Origin of the sequence: uncultured Odoribacter sp. (assembly GCF_937966165.1) — a bacterium.
Classification (GTDB): Bacteria; Bacteroidota; Bacteroidia; order Bacteroidales; family Marinifilaceae; genus Culturomica.
In genome coordinates this window covers 1-24,303 of the sequence record NZ_CALCLB010000023.1, presented here as the reverse complement: position 1 = coordinate 24,303, position 24,303 = coordinate 1, and the positions used below count along the sequence as shown (strand labels likewise).

Below are 24,303 nucleotides of genomic sequence, written 5' to 3'. Positions count from 1 at the left end.
ATGCTTGATAATAAGGAAAATTGGATTTGTGCACGGACGCGATGTAATCAAGAGATCTTGCTGAAAGAGCGTCTTATTAAAAACAATATATTGTATTTTATTCCAACCGTTCAAAAAATTATCAAACAAGGCAATAGCGTAAAAGAAAGCGAAAAACCTCTTATTCCGAATTTAATATTTTTAAAAACAAGCTGGAAGGAGGCGTTTGATTTTCTACTGACTCATAAAACTAAAATCAATTATATACGGCAAAAAGACAATAGAATTCTGGTTATTCCGGAAAGGCAGATGGAGGATTTCATACGTTTGACAACAGAGATGGGAAATAAGATAAAAATAAATCCCAATTGTTATGTTGTAGGGGATAGGGTGATGATTAAGAGTGGGACTTTAGCTGGAATGGAAGGAATTTTGACGGAATGCGAAGGAAAGAAGGAATTCACATTACGTCTTGGAACATTTTTATCGGTCAGTGTCCGTATTCCGAAAAGCAATTTAATTAAGATTTCCATACCGAAAGAATGTAAAAAAAGAGAATAATTGGAAGTTAAGTATAGCGAACGATTACGATTCAGAAAAATGGAATTTTAGAAGTTCATTTTAGAGTTCCCAGGGCCGTAATTATAAATCACCTTCCCCATGGAATTTTTCATGATTATTTTTTTAAGTGTAGTACTTTCGACAATACTCGTGTCGTTGGTACATCCTCGTTTAGTCAAAATTGCCCGGATTAAATCTATTGTAGATAATCCGAATGCACGAAAACTGAACAAAGAACCAATACCTATATTGGGGGGAGTAGGTGTATTCTTCGGTATTTTTATTACAGTCGGTTTGTTTTATTTTCATTACGATTGTTCTTCTCTTTTTATTGTATTTATAGCTATGTTATTGATGCTGTTTACCGGAGTAGCTGATGATATATTGAATTTAAGTCCTCACATAAAGTTTTTATTACAGGTTATTGCTGTCTGTTTCTTAATGGGAGAGGGTTATATTTTGGATAATTTACATGGTTTATTTGGGATTCATTATTTACCGGCATCTGTTGCTTATCCCTTGACGTTAATTGCTTGTGTGGGAGTTATTAATGCAATTAATTTGATTGACGGGGTGGACGGTCTTTCTTCCGGTTATGGTATTGTCGTTGCAACTATTTGCGGAATCGTTTTTTTGCGTTATGGAGATATGCCATACGCTATTTTAGCGTGGGTCATCGTAGGAGCTTTGTTCCCTTTTTTTATGCATAATGTTTTTGGACGCAAATATAAAATGTTTATTGGGGATGGAGGATCTTTAGTATTAGGAGTTGTATTCAGCGCTTTTATTTTAAATATTTTGCAATACGAAGGTCCTACTAATATCGGAGCCTATTCCGTTAGTTTTTTAATGGCAGTATTTGCTGTTCCGGTCTTCGATACTTTACGGGTGATGCTTGCCAGGATAGCTAAAAGGCGATCTCCTTTTTCTGCGGATAAAACTCATTTACATCATATGTTTATCCGATTAGGGTTTAGTCATGTGCTGACCACCATACAGATTATTATGTTGAATCTTTTCGTGATTATGCTTTGGTATATTACGGCTTTTGTACTGCATATTGCTCCGGAACTTCAATTTCTGATTGTTTTTATGGCCTGTTTGGTTGTTACATATGGAATTTGGCATATAGTGGCTTATTTGGAAAAATACAGGCCACAAATCTATAATCGTGTTCAACAGCATATAAAATTACATTATCCTCAACGAAATAAGTTTTTTCTCAAAATCCAGAGAAAATTGGATCGGTTGTAAAAAAAGAACTGTATGATAAGAGAATAACTGAGCAATTCTTATATAAAGATTAATCAATAAAATTATGAAAGCATGTTTTATGGGGTTGGGCTATATTGGCTTACCTACCGCTATCATTGCAGCTAAGCATGGTATAGATGTTATCGGAGTGGATATTAATCCGCAAGTTGTGGAAATGACTAATCAGGGCAGGTTACATATTGTAGAACCTGGTTTGGAGGCTTATTTGCAGGAAGTTGTAAAATCCGGAAAGTTAAAAGCTTCTGTAAAGCCGGAAGTTTGTGAAGCTTATTTTATGGTGGTGCCTACCCCTTTTAAAGGAAATCATGAACCTGATGTGACGTATGTGGAAGCTGCAACCCGGGCTGTCCTCCCTCTTTTGAAAAAAGGAGATTTATTTGTAATTGAATCTACTTCTCCGGTCGGAACTACAGAAATGATGGCTAAATTAATCTTTGAGGAACGTCCTGAGCTTGAGAATGAAATATTTATAGCTTATTGTCCGGAACGAGTATTACCAGGAAATGTAATTTACGAATTGGTACACAATGACAGGGTAATTGGAGGAATTAACTCAGAATCAACAGAAAAAGCAATTGCTTTTTACAGTCAGTTTGTTCAGGGTACTTTACATCGTACGCATTGTCGTACAGCAGAGATGTGTAAATTGACTGAAAACTCTTCCCGTGATGTACAGATTGCTTTTGCCAATGAATTGTCTCTGATCTGTGATAAGGCGGGTATAAATGTTTGGGAATTGATACAGCTGGCCAATAAACACCCGCGCGTGAATATACTGTTGCCCGGCTGTGGAGTAGGAGGACACTGTATTGCCGTAGACCCTTATTTCATTACCGCTGAGTTCCCGATGGAATCCCAGATTATAGCTAAAGCCCGCGAAATTAACAACTATAAAGCTTTCTGGTGTGCCGAAAAAGTAGAAAATGCGATGTTGAAGTTTGAGCTCGAACATCAAAGAAAACCAGTCATTGCTATGATGGGGCTTGCTTTCAAACCGGATATTGATGATTTGCGTGAAGCTCCGGCTAAATATATCACAACTAAGGTAATGCAAAGTTGTAATAATGCGGACATATTGGTCGTGGAACCCAATGTGTCAGAACATAAAGTTTTTAAACTGACCTCTTATACAGAAGCTTATGAAAAAGCTGATATCGTTGTATTCTTGGTAGCTCATAAAGAATTTAAAACTTTACCTTACCGGGATGACAAAGTGATTTTAGACTTCTGTGGTATATATAAAAAGTGAGTTCAGATGAAAAAGATAATGTTGGTCTTCGGAACTCGTCCTGAGGCCATTAAAATGGCTCCGCTGGTAAAAGAATTCCAAAAATATCCGGATCAATTTCAGACCCTGGTCTGTGTCACAGGTCAGCATCGGGAAATGTTGGATCAGGTATTAAATATTTTCAGTATAGTACCTGATTATGATTTGAATATTATGAAGCAGGGGCAGGATCTTTATGATGTTACCGCCCGTGTTCTTACCGGTATGCGGGAGGTATTAACGGAAGCCCGACCGGATGTTGTATTGGTTCACGGGGATACCACAACCAGTACTGTTGCGGCTTTAGCTGCTTTTTACCAGCAAATTCCTGTGGGCCATGTGGAAGCCGGACTGCGTACCCATAATATTTACAGTCCCTGGCCTGAAGAAATGAACCGTCAGCTAACAGGGCGTATTGCTACCTGGCATTTTGCTCCTACTGCTTTAAGCCGTCAGAATTTATTAGAGGAAAATGTGGAAGATAAAAAGATAACTGTTACGGGTAATACCGTAATTGATGCGCTTTATTGGGTAGTAAAGAAAATTAAAGAAGACCTGTCTCTTAACCGGGAATTGGAAGGGGCGTTGGCTGCAGCAGGTTATGATGTTACCCGTCTGTCCGGCGGTAAGAAACTTGTACTGATTACGGGGCATCGCCGTGAGAATTTTGGAGATGGTTTTGTTCATATGTGTACGGCCATTAAAGATTTGACACAGAAATATCCTGATGTTGACTTCGTTTATCCGATGCATCTGAATCCGAATGTCCGCAAACCGATCCATGAAGTATTTGGAGAGAACTTGGCGAATTTGGGCAATATGTTTTTTATCGAACCGCTGGAATACCTGAGTTTTGTTTATCTGATGGAAAAATCGGCGATTGTCCTGACCGATAGCGGTGGCATACAGGAAGAAGCTCCGGGTTTGGGAAAACCAGTACTCGTGATGCGTGATACGACAGAACGTCCGGAAGCATTGGATGCCGGAACGGTGAAATTAGTAGGTACGGCTTATCACCGGATTTTTAATGAAGTGTCTGCCTTACTGGATGACCAGCAAGCTTATGAAAAAATGAGTAAAGCCATCAATCCCTATGGAGATGGGATGGCGTGTGGACGGATAATCGATAAATGTTTGGAATAAGCTAATAAGCTCATGCCAGTATCAGAAGGTAGGTCCTACTGATAACAAGAGGTATAAGTTCATTTGTCTCATTTATAGTCTATAAATATTATTATAAAGTGAAAAAACTCAAATTACTAACAATAGTCGGCACTCGGCCTGAAATTATCAAGATGTCTGCCATTATCAAGAAAGCTGATAAATATTTTGATCACATTTTGGTACATACGGGGCAAAACTATGACTATACATTGAATGAGATTTTCTTTAAGGACTTGGGACTTAGAGAGCCTGATTACTACCTTGGAGTTGTAGGCGAAAATATTGGTCAGACTATGGGAAATGTAATTTCTAAATCTTACGAAATTATGGTTGAAGTGAAGCCTGATGCCATAATTGTGTTGGGAGATACAAATTCTTGTCTTTCCGTTATTGCTGCAAAACGCCTAAAGATTCCAATCTTTCATATGGAGGCAGGAAATCGTTGTAAAGATGAGAACTTACCGGAAGAAGTAATCCGCCGCATTGTAGATGTAACCAGCGATGTTAATTTATGTTATTCGGAACACGCTAGACGATATATTCTTGATTCGGGCGTTAGACCGGAATACACTTATGTTGTGGGTTCCCCTATGGCTGAGGTATTGAAAAAGTGTCAGTTGGAAATTGATAATAGTGATGTTTTGCAACGGTTGGGATTAAAAGACAACCGTTATATACTGCTCTCGGCACACCGCGAAGAAAATATTGACATTGAAGCCAATTTTATGTCTTTAATGAATGCTGTAAATGCTATGGCAACATATTACGATATGCCTGTTCTTTACAGTTGTCATCCGCGTTCAAAGAAATTTATTGAACTACGTGGATTCCAGTTCGATGCACGTGTCGTTCAAGCACAACCTTTTGGCTTCTTTGATTATAATCATCTTCAGAAACACGCATTTTGTGTAGTATCAGACAGCGGTACGGTACCAGAGGAGAGTGCTTACTTCCATTTCCCTGCAGTATCTATACGTACTTCTACTGAACGACCTGAAGCTATGGATAAAGGTGTTTTTATCATTGGCTCCCTTTCATCTGAACAGGTGCTTCAAGCAGTGAATATGGCTGTTGAGATGCATAAGAGCGGCGATGAAGCTTGCGATGTACCCGCTTATATAAACGATAATGTATCTATGAAAGTTATAAAACTCATCCAGAGCTATACTGGCATCATCAATAAAATGATTTGGAAAAAAATCTGACATTCATAATCTATAATTAAGAGAAAAATGAATTCCGTCAACAACGTATTAATTAAAAAGAGAGAAGATTGCAGTGGTTGTGTACTCTGTGCAACTATCTGTATTAACAATGCGATAACGATGGTTCCGGATGTTTTAGGATTTAGTTATCCGGTTGTGGATGTAAAAAAATGTACTCATTGTGGATTGTGTTTGAAAGAATGCTCTTTTCGTCCTCCAGAACCAGTCAGCTTTAAACAGAGGTATTATGCCTTAAGGCATTTTGATGAATCGGATTTACTCAAGAGCCAGAGTGGAGCAGCTTTCGTCATATTTTCCGATGCAATCTTAGATCAGGGGGGAGTGGTATATGGGGCAGCATTTGATGAGAACTTTCGTGTATTACATAAGCGAGCCGTATCGGCTGAAGAACGTGAAGGGCTAAGGTTTTCGAAATACGTTCAAAGCGACTTAAACGATTGTTACATTCGTACACTGCAAGATCTTAAAGACGGGAGAAAAGTAATGTTCACCGGTACTCCCTGCCAGATTGCCGGTATTAAAGCATTTATTCCATCAAAATACAGAGAAAATCTTTTTCTTGTTGATTTGATCTGCCATGGAGTTCCTTCTCCGAAAATATGGTCTGACTATTTGGTATATATTGAGAAAAAGTATGGAAAAATCAAGAAAGCATATTTTAGAGATAAACGCATAGGTTGGAATGTCCATAAAGAGACTTTTGTCTGTGATAAAGAGCACAGTTTTATTACGTTTAAAAAACTCTTTTACTCCAATATTAGCTTAAAAAAATGTTGTTATAGCTGCAGATTTTCCCGGTATGAACGGATTTCAGATTTGACAATAGGAGATTTTTGGGGGTCGGAACGCATTCCCAGTTTACCTAAAGATAATAAAGGAATCAGTCTGGTATTAGTAAACACTAAGCAGGGGCAAATTCTTTTTAATATCGCAAGTAAAGGTCATTTCAGTCAAGAAGTATCCAAAGACGTATGTGTTCAGCCTCAATTACTGGGTCCTGCTGAATATAATGCGAACAGAGAACTTTTTGAGAAAGAATATTCAGGTAAAGGTTTTTTGTATGTTGCAAAGAAATATTCGGATTTGAATATAAAAACTCAAACTAAATATAAATTCAGTAAATTCAGGAGTATTCTTTCAAATTTTTTTAGATAATTCGCGATAGTCAATGAGTGACAAATCAAAAAGATTAGCAAAGAATACGTTAACACTCACCATCAGAATGTTGTTTCTGATGGCCGTAAATCTCTATACATCCCGTATATTGTTGGAAGCCCTTGGCATAGAAGATTATGGTATTTACAATGTAGTTGGTGGGGTTGTTACGATGTTTTCTATTATCAGTAGTTCAATCACTGCAGCAATTAGCCGGTTCATAACCTTTGAACTTGGGACGGATAATAAAGAACGATTGTCCAAAGTTTTTTCGTCAGCAGTGATTATTCAATCCATACTGGCGTTTATAATATTCGTTTTGATTGAAACTGCAGGTTTATGGTTCCTCCGCTCTGAAATGAATATACCTGATAACAGAATGGTAGCCGCTAATTGGGTGTTTCAATTTTCAATCTTGACCTTTGTAATAAACCTCATCAGTATCCCCTACAATGCTGCAATTATTGCGCATGAGAAAATGAATGCATTTGCTTATATCAGCATTTATGAAGGGATAGGGAAATTAGTAATCGCTTATGCAATTCTGGTATCCCCGATAGATACATTAATTTTTTACGGATTATCTATTTGCCTGCTTTCTATATCTGTACGTTTTATTTACACGATATATTGTAAACGGAAATTTGCAGAATGCACTTTACATTGGATATGGGAGCGTTCTTTATTGAAAGAAATGTTTGGATTTGCCGGTTGGAATTTTATAGGCGCGGCCAGTGGAATATTACGCGATCAGGGTGGCAATATAATAATTAATATATTCTGTGGTCCAACAGTAAACGCGGCACGTGGCATCGCTTCTCAAGTAAGCAATGCTGTTCATAACTTTATTTCCGGATTTACAACAGCAATGAACCCTCAAATTACGAAATCCTATGCATCTGAAGATAAGACATATATGATGTCACTTCTCTATAAAGGATCAAAGTTTTCTTATTATATTCTTTTCGTACTATCGCTTCCTCTTTTGTTCAATACTTCTTATGTTGTACAATTGTGGTTAGGGCAGATTCCTGAGCATTCAATTAACTTTATTCGATTGATACTGATATTAAGTATGAGTGAATCGATTTCCAATCCATTGATAACAGCCATGTTGGCTACTGGGAATATAAAAAAGTATCAGATAATCGTAGGAGGAATCAATTTACTCAACTTGCCTGTTAGCTATGTACTCCTGCGTTTAGGCTTTCTTCCCGAGAGCGTGTTTGTTACAGCAATTGTATTGAGCCAATTGTGTTTATGGGCAAGGTTGGTGTTGTTAAAACCTATGATAAAGTTTGATGCCAGACGATTTATCCTGGAAGTTTATTTAAGAATACTATTGGTCTCTGCTGTTTCGTTTATTATTCCATACATTACGTATACTTTTTTATCGAACGATATTACTCGTTTTATAATTACATCTCTAGTGTCAGTAAGCTGTTCTATGCTGACGATTTGGGTTCTGGGTTTAAGTAAAATGGAGAGAAGTAGCATTAGGAAAAGTATACATCAAATAATCGGTAGAATTATAAATCATTAAAAATAGTTGTGTGAAAATTGGCATTATTACATATCATCGTGCTCATAACTATGGGGCAGTGCTGCAATGTTATGCATTGAGTACAATGCTTATAAAATTAGGTCATGAGGTAGAAGTGATCGACTATTATCCTTCCTATTTTCAATCACAATATGCATTGTTTTCTCTAACAACGTTCAAATCATTATCACTTAAAGCAAAAATAGTCTATTTGTCTAAATTTATTTTGTGTATGCACCTAAAAAGACGAAGAGTAAAGGTTTTTAATGAATTTATAAACAAACTTCCTTTATCTCAACGTCGATACGATAGCACCATAGATGAAATTACAGGCTATGATGCTCTAATTTTTGGGAGTGATCAGATATGGAATCCGTTACTTACAGGAGGGGAGGATAAGGTTTTTTCGGGAAAAATTATTAAGAATAAATCACTTTTTATATCTTATGCTGCCAGTACCAATCCTTTGATTTGCGATGAAGCACATAAACCATACTTTACGGGTATACTCAGCCGGTTTAATGCTGTGTCTGTAAGAGAGAGCTCGTTGATGAATTATCTAAACAGCATTGTGCCTGCTTCTACAAAAGTCGCATTGGACCCCGTTTTATTATTGGATAAGCTTCAATGGGAAAAGATTGCACTTCTACCTAAAGAGAATGATTATCTTTTAATCTATACCGTACCTCAGCATAAAAGTGTTAGGAGATTAGCTGATATGATAGCATTAGCTAAGGGGTTAAAGGTTATAGAAATTAGACCATATGTAACTCCGAAACATCAAAAAGGTGTATTGCAAACTACATCGCCCAATGAGTTTTTGGGGTATTTCAAATGTGCTTCATTTGTTGTAACTACATCGTTTCACGGTACAGCTTTTTCTATCAAGTTTAACAAGCAATTTATCACCCTCCGATTAGGAACCGGTGTCGACGAACGTGCTATGAGCCTTTTGAATTCGGTAGGATTAAATGAACGTATGATGTCTTCTGATAAATTATCTGTTCCGGCAAATGAAATAGATTATTCATTGATAGTACCTAAATTGAATATGTTGATCGATGAATCTATAGATTTTATTAAATTGTCATTAAGCAATGAAAGCTAAAATTATCATATTTCTTTTCAGACTTTTACTTTTATTTGAGATTTTATGGGGAGCACATGCTTGGTTTACTTGGGAAATCACAAGTTCAAGAATGCTTCATTATTTTGTTCTTATCGCATTGGCACTTATTGCTTTTTGGTATAAAGGCGAAATGAAGATAAGATTATGTGTTTCACCCAATTTAATGTTTGCTTTCTTATGTTATATTTTGGCAGTTTTATTTAATAACCGATTTAGTATACTCAGTATTCCCGGTATCTTATTGAAAATATTTCCTATATGGGTAGCTCTTAGCGATAAAAGCAATTTAGCAAAAAATCTAAAATTTATTGCAAGAGGAATTGCTTTTATTCTCATACCCGGGATAATTCTCCATATTTTGTTGTTGATAAATAACCTACCGGCTCCTATAATTCAGAAAGGAGATATTAATTCTTACTTTTTTTTCAATTATATATTTTTATTAAAACCGATAGAGGGGCTTTCTTATGCATCTATACGTTTCCAATCCATTTTTCTGGAACCGGGTTACTTAGGTACTATGCTTTCTTTTCTGCTTTTTGCTTTAAAGTTCGATTTTTCTAAAAAATATAATTATATACTCCTGCTTGGCTTATTGTTGAGCCTTTCTTTAGCAGGCTATATAACAACTTTGATTGCATATATAATTTTTTTGTTTATAGAAAAAAAGAGTTTTAAGACATTCATAAAAACTGTCATATTATTAATAATTATATATAGTTGTTCTTTGTCTTATAATGAGGGTAATAATTATATAAATATCACGATTATAGAAAGACTGAAACTGAGTGATGAGAAGGGTATTGCCGGTAATAATAGGACTGGTGAAGCAACAGATTTTTATTATGATCAAGCGATCAGAAATGGGTCAATAATTTTAGGTTTAGGTACAGAACGAGTAAATCAAATTAACGGTGGTACTGCGGGTGCTGCGGGTTATGACGAAAATATCAGAGGTGCTGGTTATAAAGTGTATTTTGTTACTTATGGAATATTTTCAGCTTTTCTTTTTTTCTTATTCTATTATTATTTGGGTAAAAGTATTTGTAAAAGAAATCTAAAAGCCAGATTGGGATTCTTATTTCTTATTATGATGACATTTATACAAGCCGCGTATCCTGAATCCACATCATGGATTTATCCTTATATTCTGGGACTACTGAATTATAATGAAAAGATCGTTTAAGGGAGATTTTTTATGAAAACTATTCTATATGTATATCATGCATCAAATATTGGAGGCGGAACCTATTGTCTGCTTAATATCATCAAAGCCTTGGATAGAAAAGCATACCGTCCTATTGTACTTTTGGGCAGAGATGGCCCGTTGGTTGCTGAACTGAAAGCTTTGGATGTGGATGTTTTGTTTATTTCAAAAATAACAACTGTTCCTTATAACAAAAGCATATTTACATTGCATAATATTGTGCGTATGATGCGTATAGTTCAATCATTGAAATTATTCTGTAATATCCTTCATAAAATTAAACCCGATATCGTTTATCTCAATACGATGATGCTTTATCCATTTCTTCGGATTGCAAAAAAGAATGGAATAAAAACTGTTATTCATATCCGGGAACATTGGCCTGAAAATCAGCATTATATTCAGCGTAATCTGGCTATCAGTCAAATCAGAAAATTTGCAGATGAAGTTATTGCAATAAATTCGTATAGCGCATCAATGATAGAAAATAAGACTCATAGCGTAAATATTATATATGATTGGATCGATTTATCTAATCGTTATGAGGACAGACCTTATAGTAAAATATTTAATGAGGATTGTTCACACAAGAAAGTATATTTGTGTACAGGTGGGTATGATAGGATAAAGGGTACTTTAGAGGTAATCCGTGCTTTTAGTTCAGTTATTAAAGGTGAGGATTCAAGATTACTTTTATTGGGTACTAAGCCCAATAGTAAAACAAACAGATTGAGAAAATTTTTATTTATAAATTCAGAAAAAACTTATATTGAAGAGCTCGATAAAGCTATTTCGTCAGACAATCGGATAAGGATAATTCCGAACACCTATTTTATTAAGCATATTTATGAACAAGCCTATTGTGTACTGAGTTACTTTAAAATACCACATGCAAATTTAGCTTTAGCCGAAAGCATTATTTTACATATACCAGTTATTGCTGCTGAAAATGCAGAATCTTTAGAGTACTCTATTAAAGGAGAGTTAGCAGTTCTTTATAAAGAGAATAATTACAATGATTTTAAAGAACAATTAATGGCATTTGATAGGATTGAACCTTTATTAAAGAAAAAGCTCAAAGAGAAATCTACTTATGTGGAGAAAATGTTTAATCCGGAGGCTAACATAAAAAAGTTGGAAGAAGTTTATCAGAAATTATTAAGCTAAAAGAATATGAGTCAAAGTGGAGATTATCCGTTGTTTACTGTGATTATTCCGACAAAAAATAGGGCAGAATATATTAGGGATGTGCTACGAACATGTATGATTCAGGAATATCCTAATTTCGAGATTATTGTCTCTGATGACGGAAGTGTCGATAACTCGGTTGAAATAGTGAGGGAACTGGCAAAGCGGGATAATAGGATTAAACTCTTTGCACACGAAAAATGTTTAGGCATGAGAGATAATTTTGAATTTGCTTTAAATCAAGTACGTCCCGGATATGTAATGGCATTGGGAGGAGATGACGGACTTGTTGTGGATGGAATTCAAAGAATGTATGAGATTCTTAGAGAGACGAATAAAGAATTGCTTACCTGGACAACGAGTTTCTATCAGTATCCTACTTCGGAAGATCCCAGTGGCAAATTTATCCTTCGAAAAGGACGAGGAATAGTAATTTATAAGTCAGGAGAATATTTGAATAAAATATCTCATACATTATGGTACATATCTGAAGACTGTCCGATGTTTTATATTAAAGGTGTTGTCTCCACTAGGTTGGTAGAAAAAGTAAAATCTAGGACAATTGATCATTGTTTTTATTCATGTCCCACACCTGATGGATTTTCAGGGGTTGTACTGGCAGGGGAAGTAGATGAGTATGTTTTTTCAAGAGAGCCATTATCAATAGGTGGATCCTCTCCGAAATCTCAAGGAAAGGCTTATTTGAGAACGGATCCGGAATCCAGAAAAGAATCTGAATTATTTTTTCGACAAAACGCTGATAGACCTATGCATAGAGAATTAGCCTCACAACCTTATTCTCCTCTTATTGCTTTAATGACGGCTGATTATTTATTAACGGCAAGAGATTTGCCTGGTTGGCCGGGTAAATATACTCCGATCGATTTTGAGAATCTTATCAGAAAATGTTTTGATGAAGTTGCAAATAGATATTTTGAGAAAGAATTGTTAATTAGGGAATTGAAAATAGTTAGAAAAATTGCTGAGCAACATAATTTAATAAAACTTTTTGATAGGCTGATGCAAACAACAAAGAAAAAAATACGACATCGAAAAAAGATATTTGGTTCGGTTATCACTAGAGATTCGATCATTTTTGATGCTTCTGCTGCCGGAATAAACAGTTTGTATGATGCTGCATTCGCGACTAAATATTTATATAATATATATTCTCATATGCCCCTCTCAAGAGTTTTTAATAATATAATAAAAACTATTTTAAAAAATAGAAAATATAGTTATGAAGCTCTTCCAGATATAAATGACGTTAGTTCGACAAAATTCTAATTATTTTATTATTGAACGTTAGGAAAAGTGGTTTTTTGATAAATGTTTAAGAAATAATAGTATTATCAAAGAGTTCTATAAAATCCCTTTTGAATTTCAAAATTTTCTAATCCAAAGAAAAACTTATGTTTACTTTATTTATATGTTGATAATTAAATTTCATTAGAAAATAAAGCTTTATCAGCTAAATTATTAAAAAGTTAGTTTAAGAGTAAAGATTACATAAGCAAGAAGTTTTTATAATAATGGTTCACGCTTAGTTAATAGCCTAAATTATAACTTAAGAAGGAGATCAACGCTTTTCTGGAGGGTCTGTTTTAAAAAAGATTAGTAGAGAAGCGGAAAGCAAGTACATTAAGTTTTCCGCAATTTTGTTTTTTGGCTTGTAAAGTGACATAGTCTCTTATTGCTTCTTTCCCAAGAAATCAACTACGAATTTGATGAAAGTTGTTAATAAACAGTTTTTGTTTTTTTAGATTATCAGATTGACATTGAATGTCATTAATAATTAATAATATGTCAGTATTTAAAGACAAAGTCCTGTTGATTACAGGTGGAACGGGTTCATTTGGTAATGCTGTTCTTCGTCGCTTTTTGGATAGCGATATTAAAGAAATCCGTATTTTTTCGCGTGATGAAAAGAAGCAAGATGATATGCGTCATTCGCTTCAAAATCCTAAGGTGAAATTTTACATAGGAAATGTGCGTAGTCGCCAATCTGTAGATATAGCAATGCATGGTGTCGATTATGTATTTAGTGCGGCTGCGTTGAAACAGGTTCCAAGTTGTGAATTTTTTCCGATGGAAGCTGTTCGTACGAATATTGAAGGAACAGAGAATGTTTTATTGTCGGCAATAGAACATAAGGTTAAAAATGTGGTTGTACTTTCTACGGATAAAGCTGCTTATCCTATTAATGCTATGGGCATGAGTAAGGCTTTAATGGAAAAGGTAGCCATTGCTAAAGGTCGTGAAATTAGCGAAAATGCGGAGACGACAATTTGTTGTACACGTTATGGAAATGTGATGGGCAGTCGTGGATCGGTTATTCCATTGTGGGTAGAACAGATCAAGGCGTATAAATCTATTACCATTACAGATCCGAACATGACACGCTTTATGATGACACTCGATGATGCAGTTGATTTGGTAATATATGCTTTTACACATGGGCATAATGGTGATTTATTTGTACAGAAGGCTCCGGCTGCAACTTTATTTACATTGTCTCAGGCCTTAAAGGAAATATATTCACAGATAAAAGAAGAATATGGGCAAACAGATGTTCAGGTTATTGGTACGCGTCATGGAGAAAAATTATATGAAACTTTGGTTACACGTGAAGAAATGGTGCGGGCTGAAGATATGGGTAATTATTTTCGGATTCCTTGTGATACACGTGATTTGAACTATGATAAATTCTTTGTACAAGGTGACAAACAACTTTCACGAATTGAAGACTATCACAGTCATAATACCAGAAGATTAGATGTGGAAGGAATGAAAAAATTGTTATTGAAATTACGTCTTATTCGTGAGGATCTGGGATGGATAGAACAGGCTAAATCACGTGAAATACGCAGTGAGTAAAATCTAAGTTTAATTCAGACAAATTATTTCAGATGAAGATATTAATATTGGGATCCAGTGGTATGGCTGGACATTTGATTACAATATATTTTAAAGAGCAAGGAAATTATGTGGTAGCCTATTCACAGACTCCTTTTTCTTATTGTGATAAAAATATTATTGGCAATGCTTTTGAAACCGAGAAATTTAAAGAAATGTTGTTGGCAGATGACTATGATGCCGTTATCAATTGTATAGGTTTACTAAATCAGATTGCTGATAAGAACCCAGATAAAGCTGTTTTTCTTAACAGTTATTTACCGCATCTTATTGTTGATACATTAAAAGATAGGAATACAAAGTTGATACACATGAGTACGGATTGTATTTTTGCAGGAAATACTGGACCTTATTTTGAAGATAGTTTACCTGATGGCCGAAGTTTCTACGATAGGACAAAAGCTATGGGCGAGATTGATGATGAAAAAAACTTAACTTTTAGGAATTCTATTATTGGTCCTGATATGAATGAAAAAGGTATAGGACTTTTTCATTGGTTTATGAAGCAATCTGGTAAAATTAACGGTTATACGGGTGCGATGTGGACTGGTGTAACGACTTTGACACTTGCTAAAGCAATGGAACAGGCTATAAAAGAGAATTTATGCGGATTATATAATCTTGTAAATAACGAGAATATCTCTAAGTATGATTTACTTTGTTTATTTAATAAGTATTTTAGAAATGATGAACTTACAATTAATAAATCAGATATATTGACTGTTGATAAGTCATTATATCGAAGAAGACACGATTTCTCTTTTATTGTACCTTCTTATGAACAAATGATTATTGAAATGAAAGAATGGGTGGATAAGCATAAAAAATTATATCCTTTGTATGAGAGTTTATAAGAAATGGAGAAACTAGCATTAATATCAATCGTCGGTACACAGCCCTGGACAATAAAAATGTCTGCTATTAGTAAGAAATGTAATTATTATTCCGACTATATTATGATGCATACTTTTCAAAATCAAGATCATACATAAAATATTCTTTAAGTAGCTTAATATTAAAAGCTTCTGGATCATTCTTTAAGAGTTATCGATGCTAACTTTAGTAAAACGATAAGGAATGCTATTTCAAAATTTTATAAACTGAGGAAAAATATGATTAATTTAATTTTAAGTCTGCAAATAAATGAAATTAAAGTCATGTTTAAGAAATAATTTGATAATAAGTAATTTATACTTGAATTATCTATATTATAAAAGATTGGTTTTATATAAAATAAATCCACGGTTTTCTGCAAATTATCTTTTTAAAAAAGTTTTTAAAAGAAAAATTAATTGGAAACATCCTAGTAATTTAATTGAGAAAATTGTATGGTTAGAATTTAATTCGGATACGTCTTTATGGACAAAATGTGCTGATAAATATTTAGTGAGAAATTATGTGCGTGAAAACGGTTGTGAATACCTGTTGAATACTCTTTACGGGTATTGGTATTCCGTAGATGATATCGATTTTGATTCTTTGCCGAAGTCATTTGTGCTTAAAGCCAATAACGGTTGTGGTACAGTGATGAAGGTTGAGGATAAAGGGGCTTTAGATATACAATTTCTTAAAAAGAAACTAAAGAGATGGATATCCCGTCCGTATGGTTATCATGGAGGACAAATACATTATTTAAAAATTAGACCTTGTATTATAGCTGAAGAATTATTATTTCAAAATAAGGTGGCGGAAAAAGTTTCTACCGATTCTTTGGTTGATTATAAAATCTGGTGTTTTAATGGAATGCCTGAGTCGGTTTTAGTGATATGTAATCGTAAGAAGTTTACTTTGGATATGATCCTTTATGATCTTGAGTGGAATAAAAAAAATGAATTCATTTTACCTGGCAATCATTATCATTGTAATGCTGCAATAGATATCCCTAAGCCAAAATCCTTTGATAAAATGATTGAGGCATGTAAAATACTCGCAAAACCTTTTAAACAAGTAAGAATGGATTTTTACGAAATAGATGGGAAACCTTATCTAGGTGAGATGACCTTTACAACGGGTTATGGTTATTTTACTGATCAATATTATGATTATTTGGGAAGTAAGATACAATTGTAGAATAAAAGAATGAGTTTATTATAATATCAGAAAGCTGAGAAAATTCAATTATACTCCGGTTTTGTTTTTTACTTCTTCTTTTAAATATTTTACAAAAATTGTTTTAAGAGCGATTTTTATCTATAGGGGGGACTATCATCATTTGATGTTCAAAAGAGAATGCTTAATATTATTTTATTTTTAAAATGTGGAAATTTTTGTTTATAAATTAGATACGGTTCTCCATTGTAATATTCTCTCTTCACTTTTATTTTTTTAGAAAGAAGATATTTGTTGACATAACGTATTATATTCAACAAATGGATTTTAATTATAAGTCAACTGAATTTGAGGTTGTAGATACCCTTGAAAATAATTCTCAATCCTATTTTGGATGCCTTTCTTTTTTCACAAAGGTGGATAATGATTATATATATGTAATGGGTTTGAAGATTTAATATATATGATCTTTAATTAAAGAAGGAATACTACTATTAGTAGTACGAATATTTTTGATGTCTTTTCAAGAATACATACACTAAAAATATCAGGAAATTTTTATATCGGGGAGCTACCCTCTGGTATGTATAAAACAATTATAAGAATTTTATAATGATAAAGAAAATAGCCGTTATACTTCCAACTTTACCTGATTACAGGAAGGATTTTTTTGAATTATTGAAACGGAAATTATCAGTAAAAGAGGTGGAATTTATTGTTTTCCACGGGACAACAAATACGAAGGTTGTTAAAAATTCCGTTGATAATCAATTTCAGGAGCAGTGTTTTGAAACTCAAGAAGATAGGTATTGTGGATATACTGTGACTTATTTAAAAGGGATGGTATCTGCTGTCAAAGAATATCAACCGGATGGGGTGATTTTTTTATTTAATCCTGCTATTTTATCTTTTTGGTCTTTGTTAGGATATTGTAGAAAAAAGAGGATTCCTTATGCGATCTGGAGTTGTGGATATGTGAGACCTGAGCTTTCAAAAATGGTAAGACAATTGAGGGAAAAATTATTAGGTTTTGTCTTGAGAAAAGCGAAGGTACATATTTGTTATGGTCATTTGTATAAACAATATTTACAACATCGGCATATTCCTTCAGAAAATATTTTTATTGCTCAGAATACGATTGATGTTGAAAAAATTTTGGAGCGGAGTTTTTCTCCTGAGTTCAGTAAAGAGGAAGGCCATATTAAAATTTTATATGTAGGTGCTCTTATAAAAAATAAGAAATTAGAAGCTGCCATGTTGGCTGTACAAAAAATAAAGCAAAAAGGGTACTTTATTGAATTTAACATTGTAGGAGGAGGACGGATTCTAAATGTATTACAAAATTTTGTTGCAGAGCATGAGATGGGGGAATATATAAATATTGTGGGACCTAAATATGGAGAAGAATTAACAGCTTATTTCCTTAACGCAGATGTTTTTTTACTGACAGGGAGCGGGGGATTAGCTATTAATGAAGCTATGGCTTATGGTTTACCTATTATATCTACTGCTGGAGATGGTACTGTATATGATTTGGTGGATCAAAATGGATTTCTGCTAAAACAATTTGGAGATATTGATGAAATTTCAGACAAGTTAGAAATGTTTATTCGTTTAAGTCCTGAAATTAAAAGGAAAATGTCTCTGCGAAGCAAAAATATAATTCGGGAAAAAGCTTCTTTACAAAATATGGCAAATCATTATACTCAGGCGTGTATAAAATTGTTGAAAAATTAAGAGTATGCTGAGGACTGTATAATTTTTTAATAGAATTATTATTTTACGATGAAATCTGTATTAGATTCTTTTAATTCTTTGCGAAAATATTGTGAATCTGAACATTTTAAAGGTTGGGATCCTTATGATGGGTTAAATTCCAAAGTATTTCAGGCGATTCCTTTTTTTAAAAAATCAGCTTTTTGCAGATTAATTATGATTCAGGGATTTAAACGTTGTCCGGTAAATTTGCGTTCACTGGCTTTCGTTCCGAAAGAGTATAATGCGAAAGGAATTGGATTGTTTTTGCAAGGATATTGTAATCTGTACAAAGTTATGTGCGATTCTTCAGAGTTGTCGAGAGGTCTTGGCACAAAAGACGTGATTTTAAAACAGATTCATGAACTGGCCCGATTGCTGATTAAAATGCAATCGAAAGGATATAGTGGAGCTTGTTGGGGATACAATTTTGATTGGCAGGCACGTCGTTTATTTCTTTTTCCTAAAAATACACCAACAGTAGTTGCTACAAATTTTTGTGCGACGGCCTTGATAGAGGCATATGAAATTACTAAGAATCAAGAATATTTAGAAGTTGCGCTTTCAGCAGCAGAATTTATCGTAAAGGATTTACATAGAACTCCCTGTAACGAAGGTTTTTTATTTTCATATAGTCCCTTACCGGGGAATGATACGGTCTATAATGCTTCATTATTAGGAAGCAGATTATTGAGTTATTGTTATCATTATACCAAAAATACTCTTTATAAAGATCTGGCGCAACAGTCTGTGTTAGCTTGTTGTAATGGGCAGGCGGAAGACGGAAGTTGGGTATACGGATTATTACCCGTTCAATCATGGATTGATAGTTTCCATTCTGCATACAATCTGGATGGGTTAGTTGCTTATCAAGAACAGACGGGAGATAGTTCTTTTCAGAAATATCTGGAAAAAGGTTATAATTTTTATATGCACCATTTCTTTGAAAAAAATGGTACTCCAAAGTATTATTATAATCAAATTTATCCCATAGATATCCATTGCCCCGCTCAGTTTTTGGTTACGCTTTCCCGTTTACATAAGTTTCAGGAAAATCAGGAAATGGCACAACAAGTGTTAAACTGGACAATTCATAATATGCAAAACAAACGAGGCTATTTTTATTATCAGATTAAGCCAGGAATAAGTTCTAAAATATCATATATGCGCTGGAGTAATGCTTTTATGTTTTACGCCATGAGTTATTTTTTATTGGAACAGAATCCTGTCCTATAGAAAATTATAAATGTTGTTTTTTCTTTTATCAATAAATCAGAGAAAATTATTTATATATCGGTATTTCGTCGTCTGAAGGCGAAATAAGAGTTTTGGGCCGCCTTTTCTATCTGAAAAATCAATTGTTTTCTATAAATGACAAACGACAAAATTTCATTGAACGGAGTTGAGGTTTTCCCTTTTGATTCTGAAGAGGAATTATTGAATTATATCAATAAATTCAAAGGTATTCTTGTAGCGATCAATGCTGAAAAAATCTTGCATGCTACAGAAGAAACACGGGCAATTATTAACCGGAACGTAGGGTATTGTGACGGAATTGGGGCTGTTTTGGCCCTTAAAAGAAAAGGATATAAAAATGTTGTGAAGATACCCGGATGTGAGCTTTGGTTAAAGATTATCCATCAACTTTATCAGGAAGGGAAGAGTTTTTATTTAGTAGGAGGAAAGCAGGAAGTGATAGAATTTACTGTTGCAAAGTTACGGAAAGAGTTTCCTGGAATTTCTATTGTGAATTATAGAAATGGGTATATCAAAACCCGGGAAGAAAGGGAAGCCTTGCTAAAGGATGTTGCAAAGAAAAAACCGGATGTCGTATTTGTAGCTATGGGGTCTCCCAAGCAGGAATTGTTGATGGAAGAGATGCAGGAACGGCATATTGCGGTTTATCAGGGGCTGGGAGGAAGTTTTGATGTATATACCGGAGCCGTAAAAAGGGCTCCTGCATGGTGGGTGGAACATGGATTGGAATGGGCCTATCGTTTAGTGAAACAGCCTTCCCGGATTAAGCGGCAGATTCATTTAGTTTATTTTTTATGGCTTTTAGGAATAGGTAAGATATAGACAGTCAGGATGGATAGAAATCTGTTAACAGGAGTATAAGATAAATCTGGTAAAAGAGCCGAAGAATTTGCTCATTTGACTATCAAAATGTCGGGAAAAAGGTTTCGCTAGGAAATAGAGAATTTCCGGTTTATAAATAAGTTTTTTCAATTTTATTTTTGAAAGAGCGAAATTAAAAGAAAAAACGAATCAATTATTTAGTAAGATATGCCAGAACTTAAATTCGTAGAAGGTGGGATTTCAGTTGATTTCAGGGGACAGATTTCCCATGTGAACGATTTGAATATGAGCGAAATTGAACGGTTTTATATCATTCATCAAAAAGATTCCTCCATCATACGGGCCTGGCATGCCCACCAGCATGAGAAAAAGTGGTTTTATGTGGTAAAGGGATCTTTTACTGCGACTTTTGTAAAAGTGGACAATTGGGAAAATCCTTCACCGGCATTGCAAGCGGAAATATTCCAGTTAAATGCGCAACAAAGTAAAGTATTGCTTGTACCGGAAGGGTATGCCAACGGGTTTAAAGCCAATGAACCGGATTCCATTCTTTTGGTATTTTCCAATAAAATTCTTTCTGAGGCAGTGAAGGATAGCTGGAGATATGATAAGGAAATGTGGGTGGATTGGAGTCAGTATGTGTTCTGAAAAATGTTTTATCTTTTTTAAAAAGATAAGCTATTCAAAATCGTTTTTAGTCCTTTCTTTCCTGTCTTTGATAATCTGATTTATATTGGACTATGCCAGAAATAAATATTCTTTTCAATTTTCCAGTCTTAAAGATTATCTATACAATTATTCTTTTTTTCGTGACAGATAATTTCCTTTCTTTTACAAATCCATAAAGATTCATTTTTTCTAAGGGTTATTTCTTTTAGGTGTAGCATTAGGGATACTTATTGGGTAAAAAACACGCTTATTTTCTTTGACGGAAAAGAGGATAATGCAAATATTTGACGGGTGTTTATATTAACTTGCCCAAGTAAACTTTAGACTTGGGCAAGAATGAATATAATTTCTTCCAAAGAAATTTAATCCGGTCTGATTTTTGTATTTGAGAATGTTTTTACAGTCCTTTCAGTACCATTCTATTGGCCCGGTCGAGGAGGGTTTGGTCGAGGGAGGCCAGGTAAATTTTGGTGGTCATCTCAGAGTAATGCCCCATGCCTTCGCTGATGACGGAAAGAGGAATATGCCTTTTGTAAGCGATGGTGGCCCAGCTGTGGCGGGAGACATAAGAGGAGAGACTTTGGTGCAGTCCCAGAAGATGGGAGAGGGTTTTGAGTGAACGGTTGTAATAAGAAAGAGCATTGCGGTACTGTTTGAAAGCCGTGAGCGGGTCAATGCTGCTGATAATCGGAAGTACATAATCCACTTCACTGGAGACATGAGGTGTATATTTGTCCAGAATGCGCTGCATACAGGGTTCCAGCTTGATAGAAAGACGCTGACCTGTTTTACGGCGTTTGTAGCCAATAATGCCGTTACGAATGTCTTTTCGGCGGAGATAAGCCATATCGACAAAAGACATGCCCCGGGTGTAAAAACTGAGCAAAAAGAGGTCGCGGGTAAAGATCAGATTAGGTTGTTTGAGGTCTAACTTTTTCAATTTAAGAATGATGTTTTCATCAATAGCCCTTTTCCGGGTTTTTTCGATGCCGGTATATACATTCTTAAAAGGATCGCGCTGGAAGATTAATTCCTGGGAGACGGCTTTGTTGTATATTGCACGGAGAATCCGCATATAAAAGGAAATGGAATTGAGGGTGACGTTCTTCCTTTTTAACCAATATTCGTATTCTGACATAATGTTGGAATCGATGGCTGTTAATTCGATATCCCGTCCTTCCCGGAAGGCTTTAAAGCTTCTCATGGCGTAGTGATAGGACATGGCGGTTTTGATTTGTCCGTTTTGTTCCAATTGTTTCTGTAGTTCTTCGATAAAAGGGAATAAACGGAGAGCACAGGATTTCCCGTTGAAATGATCCGCTATTTTTTGAAGAAAATCAGGTTCTTCCGGAGAATGGGAAAGAATAAGTAAACGGAGGTGAGTTAACGATTCCTCCAGATAAATCCGCACTTGGCGGATATAAGTACTTCTTTCGTTTGCCGGAAGAAGTACCTGTTGTGCTGTGGAATCCCATTCGTGAGGAAATAACTTGCAGGTTGTTTTAATTTGTTTGGTATTTCTCCCATGGGATAAAACAAAAAAGAGGGTGCCTGGTTTACCCTCTACGACAGATTGACGCAATTTTACATGAACTGTTGCCATACATTAAACAATTTAAGTGAATAAATAGAAACAAAAATGCTATTTTTCACTTAATAATTGGAGGCTTCTGTAGTGTGTTCATCTAAAAGAACTAAAAAATATTGTCGTAAAATAATGCAAATTTGTATCAATCTTGCTTCATCTACAAAATCTTGAAGAAGCGAAAAAAGGGTGGTTAAATTGGGCGTAAAAGTAACACCCGGGGACGGGGGAAGGTGCTATATTTTTGTGCAAATAGGGACGGGGGTAAGTGTGTAAATGGGTACAGGTAGTAAAGCCCAATCGGTTTCCGTCTTTTTGTTTAGAATAACTCCACTTCAGCCCGAGAATTATAGGTGGTTTCCAGGTATTGGCAGTGTGAAAGGTAGGCTGGGTTATCTAATTGTTTGGCGTGGACCGGGCAAATTTTAATACAGGCATTGCATTTGATACAAATCCCGTTAATCCGGTCAACAGCTTCCGGATCGATGGAGCCGAGAGGACAAACGGCTACGCAGCGTTTACAATCAATACAGTCTGTTATTGTAATGGGCTTCACTTTTAGTATATTGACAGGGGCTCCTGTATTCCCAAGAGGCTTATAATATCCTCCATAATTGGGAGCTCCTTTCCCGGGAACATTTACAGGCGTTAACGAACCGATAGTAGATATTGCTTTTATTCGTGCAATAATATTTTCTGCAAACCGGTCAGTCAATTCCAGGTCCTTTGTATCCGGACGTCCTTTAGCTAATACATCGGAAAATGAATGTTGTCCGACAAAAGCTGCTGCGGCAATGGTATGAAATCCGGAATTTTCGAGTAAATCCCGTAATTCAATTAATGCGTTCCCGTATGAACGATTGCCGAACATTACAATAGGCACGGCCAAAGCACCCTGTCCGGTAAAGGCAGAAAGATAATCCAGCATCAGATTGGGCAAACGTCCTGCATAAACAGGTAACCCTATTAGAAAAAGGTCAGAATACACGGATTGGGGGAGTTGCTGACGATGTTTCGGGAGGGTAAAATCCCAAATCTCGATAGGTATCTTCAAATGAGCAGCAATAGCATGGGCCAAACGAGTTATAACCGTACGGGTCGTTCCGGTTGGACTAAAATATGCTGTATATACCCGGTTAACTTTCATGGGACAAAATATTAGAATGACAAAAATAAGTAAAATATTTTATTCAACCCACAAATAGCACTTAGGGACGGGGGAAGGTGCTATCGTTTATCCTTTTATTGCTTTCTTACTATATTTGATTTACTTTTTAGTATTACAAAAATTATTCCTGTAGCGACAAATGGAATACTTAATAATTGTCCCCTATTTAGAATCATACCTTTCTCCAATTTTACTTGTTTTTCTTTTGTAAATTCTATAAAAATCTAGCTAAAAAGATTAAAGTAATAGTTAAACTTATCTACTTCCTAAGCAACTTGATTCCTTAAATTTTTATACTATCCACATCATTCTAAATTTATGAACTAAAGCTTCATAGGTAGGTTAGAATGACGGGGTTATGAAATTTATCCGTTTAAAAATGAAGCCC

The 24,303-nt window shown here is 35.0% G+C and carries 20 protein-coding genes and 1 pseudogene; 18 read left to right on the top strand and 3 right to left on the bottom strand.

Features of this window, described 5'->3' with window-relative positions; translation table 11 throughout:
* The 18 genes from Q0465_RS10160 (at window position 1) to Q0465_RS10075 (ending at window position 21,141) form a co-directional block, all read left to right on the top strand.
* On the top strand, window positions 1-540 hold the full coding sequence (locus Q0465_RS10160) for a UpxY family transcription antiterminator (protein ID WP_298615796.1): 540 nt from the start codon (window positions 1-3) through the stop codon (window positions 538-540).
* A gap of 99 nt (window positions 541-639) precedes the next feature.
* Window positions 640-1,794 (top strand): glycosyltransferase family 4 protein, encoded by a 1,155-nt coding sequence (locus Q0465_RS10155; RefSeq protein ID WP_298615794.1) that lies wholly within the window; start codon window positions 640-642, stop codon window positions 1,792-1,794.
* Window positions 1,795-1,858: 64 nt separating this feature from the next.
* Window positions 1,859-3,064 carry a UDP-N-acetyl-D-mannosamine dehydrogenase gene (gene wecC / locus Q0465_RS10150; protein ID WP_298615792.1) on the top strand — a complete coding sequence of 402 codons (1,206 nt, stop codon included), beginning with the start codon at window positions 1,859-1,861 and terminating at the stop codon, window positions 3,062-3,064.
* A gap of 6 nt (window positions 3,065-3,070) precedes the next feature.
* Window positions 3,071-4,225, top strand: coding sequence for a non-hydrolyzing UDP-N-acetylglucosamine 2-epimerase (gene wecB / locus Q0465_RS10145; RefSeq protein WP_298615790.1), 1,155 nt, complete (start codon window positions 3,071-3,073; stop codon window positions 4,223-4,225).
* Between the two features lie 98 nt (window positions 4,226-4,323).
* On the top strand, window positions 4,324-5,451 hold the full coding sequence (gene wecB / locus Q0465_RS10140; RefSeq protein WP_298615788.1) for a non-hydrolyzing UDP-N-acetylglucosamine 2-epimerase: 1,128 nt from the start codon (window positions 4,324-4,326) through the stop codon (window positions 5,449-5,451).
* A 27-nt stretch (window positions 5,452-5,478) separates the two neighbouring features.
* A complete protein-coding gene (locus Q0465_RS10135) occupies window positions 5,479-6,627 on the top strand; it encodes a Coenzyme F420 hydrogenase/dehydrogenase, beta subunit C-terminal domain (protein ID WP_298615786.1) in 1,149 nt (382 codons plus the stop codon).
* Between the two features lie 13 nt (window positions 6,628-6,640).
* The gene (locus Q0465_RS10130) at window positions 6,641-8,170 is read left to right on the top strand and encodes a lipopolysaccharide biosynthesis protein (RefSeq protein ID WP_298615784.1); all 1,530 of its coding nucleotides are present in this window, start codon (window positions 6,641-6,643) and stop codon (window positions 8,168-8,170) included.
* Window positions 8,171-8,180: 10 nt separating this feature from the next.
* Window positions 8,181-9,278 (top strand): polysaccharide pyruvyl transferase family protein, encoded by a 1,098-nt coding sequence (locus Q0465_RS10125; RefSeq protein WP_298615782.1) that lies wholly within the window; start codon window positions 8,181-8,183, stop codon window positions 9,276-9,278.
* On the top strand, window positions 9,268-10,485 hold the full coding sequence (locus Q0465_RS10120) for a hypothetical protein (RefSeq protein WP_298615781.1): 1,218 nt from the start codon (window positions 9,268-9,270) through the stop codon (window positions 10,483-10,485). Before Q0465_RS10125 ends, Q0465_RS10120 begins: the two co-directional genes overlap by 11 nt.
* 12 nt (window positions 10,486-10,497) lie before the next feature.
* A complete protein-coding gene (locus tag Q0465_RS10115; RefSeq protein WP_298615778.1) occupies window positions 10,498-11,673 on the top strand; it encodes a glycosyltransferase in 1,176 nt (391 codons plus the stop codon).
* Between the two features lie 6 nt (window positions 11,674-11,679).
* Window positions 11,680-12,981, top strand: coding sequence for a glycosyltransferase family A protein (locus tag Q0465_RS10110; RefSeq protein WP_298615775.1), 1,302 nt, complete (start codon window positions 11,680-11,682; stop codon window positions 12,979-12,981).
* A 516-nt stretch (window positions 12,982-13,497) separates the two neighbouring features.
* The gene (locus Q0465_RS10105) at window positions 13,498-14,571 is read left to right on the top strand and encodes a polysaccharide biosynthesis protein (RefSeq protein ID WP_298615773.1); all 1,074 of its coding nucleotides are present in this window, start codon (window positions 13,498-13,500) and stop codon (window positions 14,569-14,571) included.
* A 32-nt stretch (window positions 14,572-14,603) separates the two neighbouring features.
* On the top strand, window positions 14,604-15,464 hold the full coding sequence (locus tag Q0465_RS10100) for a sugar nucleotide-binding protein (protein ID WP_298615771.1): 861 nt from the start codon (window positions 14,604-14,606) through the stop codon (window positions 15,462-15,464).
* Window positions 15,465-15,753: 289 nt separating this feature from the next.
* Window positions 15,754-16,680, top strand: a complete 927-nt coding sequence (locus Q0465_RS10095; RefSeq protein ID WP_298615769.1) for an ATP-grasp fold amidoligase family protein — start codon at window positions 15,754-15,756, stop codon at window positions 16,678-16,680.
* Window positions 16,681-17,271: 591 nt separating this feature from the next.
* Entirely contained in the window at window positions 17,272-18,396 is a 1,125-nt protein-coding gene (locus Q0465_RS10090; protein WP_298615767.1) for a glycosyltransferase family 4 protein, read from the top strand.
* Between the two features lie 48 nt (window positions 18,397-18,444).
* The gene (locus Q0465_RS10085; RefSeq protein ID WP_298615765.1) at window positions 18,445-19,650 is read left to right on the top strand and encodes a delta-aminolevulinic acid dehydratase; all 1,206 of its coding nucleotides are present in this window, start codon (window positions 18,445-18,447) and stop codon (window positions 19,648-19,650) included.
* 135 nt (window positions 19,651-19,785) lie between these two features.
* Entirely contained in the window at window positions 19,786-20,493 is a 708-nt protein-coding gene (locus tag Q0465_RS10080; RefSeq protein WP_298615762.1) for a WecB/TagA/CpsF family glycosyltransferase, read from the top strand.
* Between the two features lie 207 nt (window positions 20,494-20,700).
* A complete protein-coding gene (locus tag Q0465_RS10075; RefSeq protein WP_298615760.1) occupies window positions 20,701-21,141 on the top strand; it encodes a dTDP-4-dehydrorhamnose 3,5-epimerase family protein in 441 nt (146 codons plus the stop codon).
* Between the two features lie 418 nt (window positions 21,142-21,559).
* Here the strand turns inward: Q0465_RS10075 and Q0465_RS10070 are convergent, their stop codons facing one another.
* The 3 genes and pseudogenes from Q0465_RS10070 to Q0465_RS10060 form a co-directional block, all read right to left on the bottom strand.
* The gene (locus Q0465_RS10070; RefSeq protein ID WP_298615758.1) at window positions 21,560-22,765 is read right to left on the bottom strand and encodes a site-specific integrase; all 1,206 of its coding nucleotides are present in this window, start codon (window positions 22,763-22,765) and stop codon (window positions 21,560-21,562) included.
* 301 nt (window positions 22,766-23,066) lie between these two features.
* On the bottom strand, window positions 23,067-23,894 hold the full coding sequence (locus tag Q0465_RS10065; protein WP_298615756.1) for an EFR1 family ferrodoxin: 828 nt from the start codon (window positions 23,892-23,894) through the stop codon (window positions 23,067-23,069).
* Window positions 23,895-23,989: 95 nt separating this feature from the next.
* Window positions 23,990-24,136 (bottom strand): annotated as a pseudogene (locus Q0465_RS10060) (prolipoprotein diacylglyceryl transferase); the annotation flags it as partial.
* Between the last annotated feature and the right edge of the window lie 167 nt (window positions 24,137-24,303).

Excerpts from the sequence above, each read along its gene's own strand:
- Q0465_RS10160 (WP_298615796.1), top strand. The coding sequence starts at position 1 with ATGCTTGATAATAAGGAAAATTGGATTTGTGCACGGACGCGATGTAAT.
- Q0465_RS10155 (WP_298615794.1), top strand. The coding sequence starts at position 640 with ATGGAATTTTTCATGATTATTTTTTTAAGTGTAGTACTTTCGACAATA.
- wecC (WP_298615792.1), top strand. The coding sequence starts at position 1,859 with ATGAAAGCATGTTTTATGGGGTTGGGCTATATTGGCTTACCTACCGCT.
- wecB (WP_298615790.1), top strand. The coding sequence starts at position 3,071 with ATGAAAAAGATAATGTTGGTCTTCGGAACTCGTCCTGAGGCCATTAAA.
- Q0465_RS10135 (WP_298615786.1), top strand. The coding sequence starts at position 5,479 with ATGAATTCCGTCAACAACGTATTAATTAAAAAGAGAGAAGATTGCAGT.
- Q0465_RS10130 (WP_298615784.1), top strand. The coding sequence starts at position 6,641 with ATGAGTGACAAATCAAAAAGATTAGCAAAGAATACGTTAACACTCACC.
- Q0465_RS10120 (WP_298615781.1), top strand. The coding sequence starts at position 9,268 with ATGAAAGCTAAAATTATCATATTTCTTTTCAGACTTTTACTTTTATTT.
- Q0465_RS10115 (WP_298615778.1), top strand. The coding sequence starts at position 10,498 with ATGAAAACTATTCTATATGTATATCATGCATCAAATATTGGAGGCGGA.
- Q0465_RS10110 (WP_298615775.1), top strand. The coding sequence starts at position 11,680 with ATGAGTCAAAGTGGAGATTATCCGTTGTTTACTGTGATTATTCCGACA.
- Q0465_RS10105 (WP_298615773.1), top strand. The coding sequence starts at position 13,498 with ATGTCAGTATTTAAAGACAAAGTCCTGTTGATTACAGGTGGAACGGGT.
- Q0465_RS10100 (WP_298615771.1), top strand. The coding sequence starts at position 14,604 with ATGAAGATATTAATATTGGGATCCAGTGGTATGGCTGGACATTTGATT.
- Q0465_RS10095 (WP_298615769.1), top strand. The coding sequence starts at position 15,754 with ATGAAATTAAAGTCATGTTTAAGAAATAATTTGATAATAAGTAATTTA.
- Q0465_RS10090 (WP_298615767.1), top strand. The coding sequence starts at position 17,272 with ATGATAAAGAAAATAGCCGTTATACTTCCAACTTTACCTGATTACAGG.
- Q0465_RS10085 (WP_298615765.1), top strand. The coding sequence starts at position 18,445 with ATGAAATCTGTATTAGATTCTTTTAATTCTTTGCGAAAATATTGTGAA.
- Q0465_RS10080 (WP_298615762.1), top strand. The coding sequence starts at position 19,786 with ATGACAAACGACAAAATTTCATTGAACGGAGTTGAGGTTTTCCCTTTT.
- Q0465_RS10075 (WP_298615760.1), top strand. The coding sequence starts at position 20,701 with ATGCCAGAACTTAAATTCGTAGAAGGTGGGATTTCAGTTGATTTCAGG.
- Q0465_RS10070 (WP_298615758.1), bottom strand. The coding sequence starts at position 22,765 with ATGGCAACAGTTCATGTAAAATTGCGTCAATCTGTCGTAGAGGGTAAA.
- Q0465_RS10065 (WP_298615756.1), bottom strand. The coding sequence starts at position 23,894 with ATGAAAGTTAACCGGGTATATACAGCATATTTTAGTCCAACCGGAACG.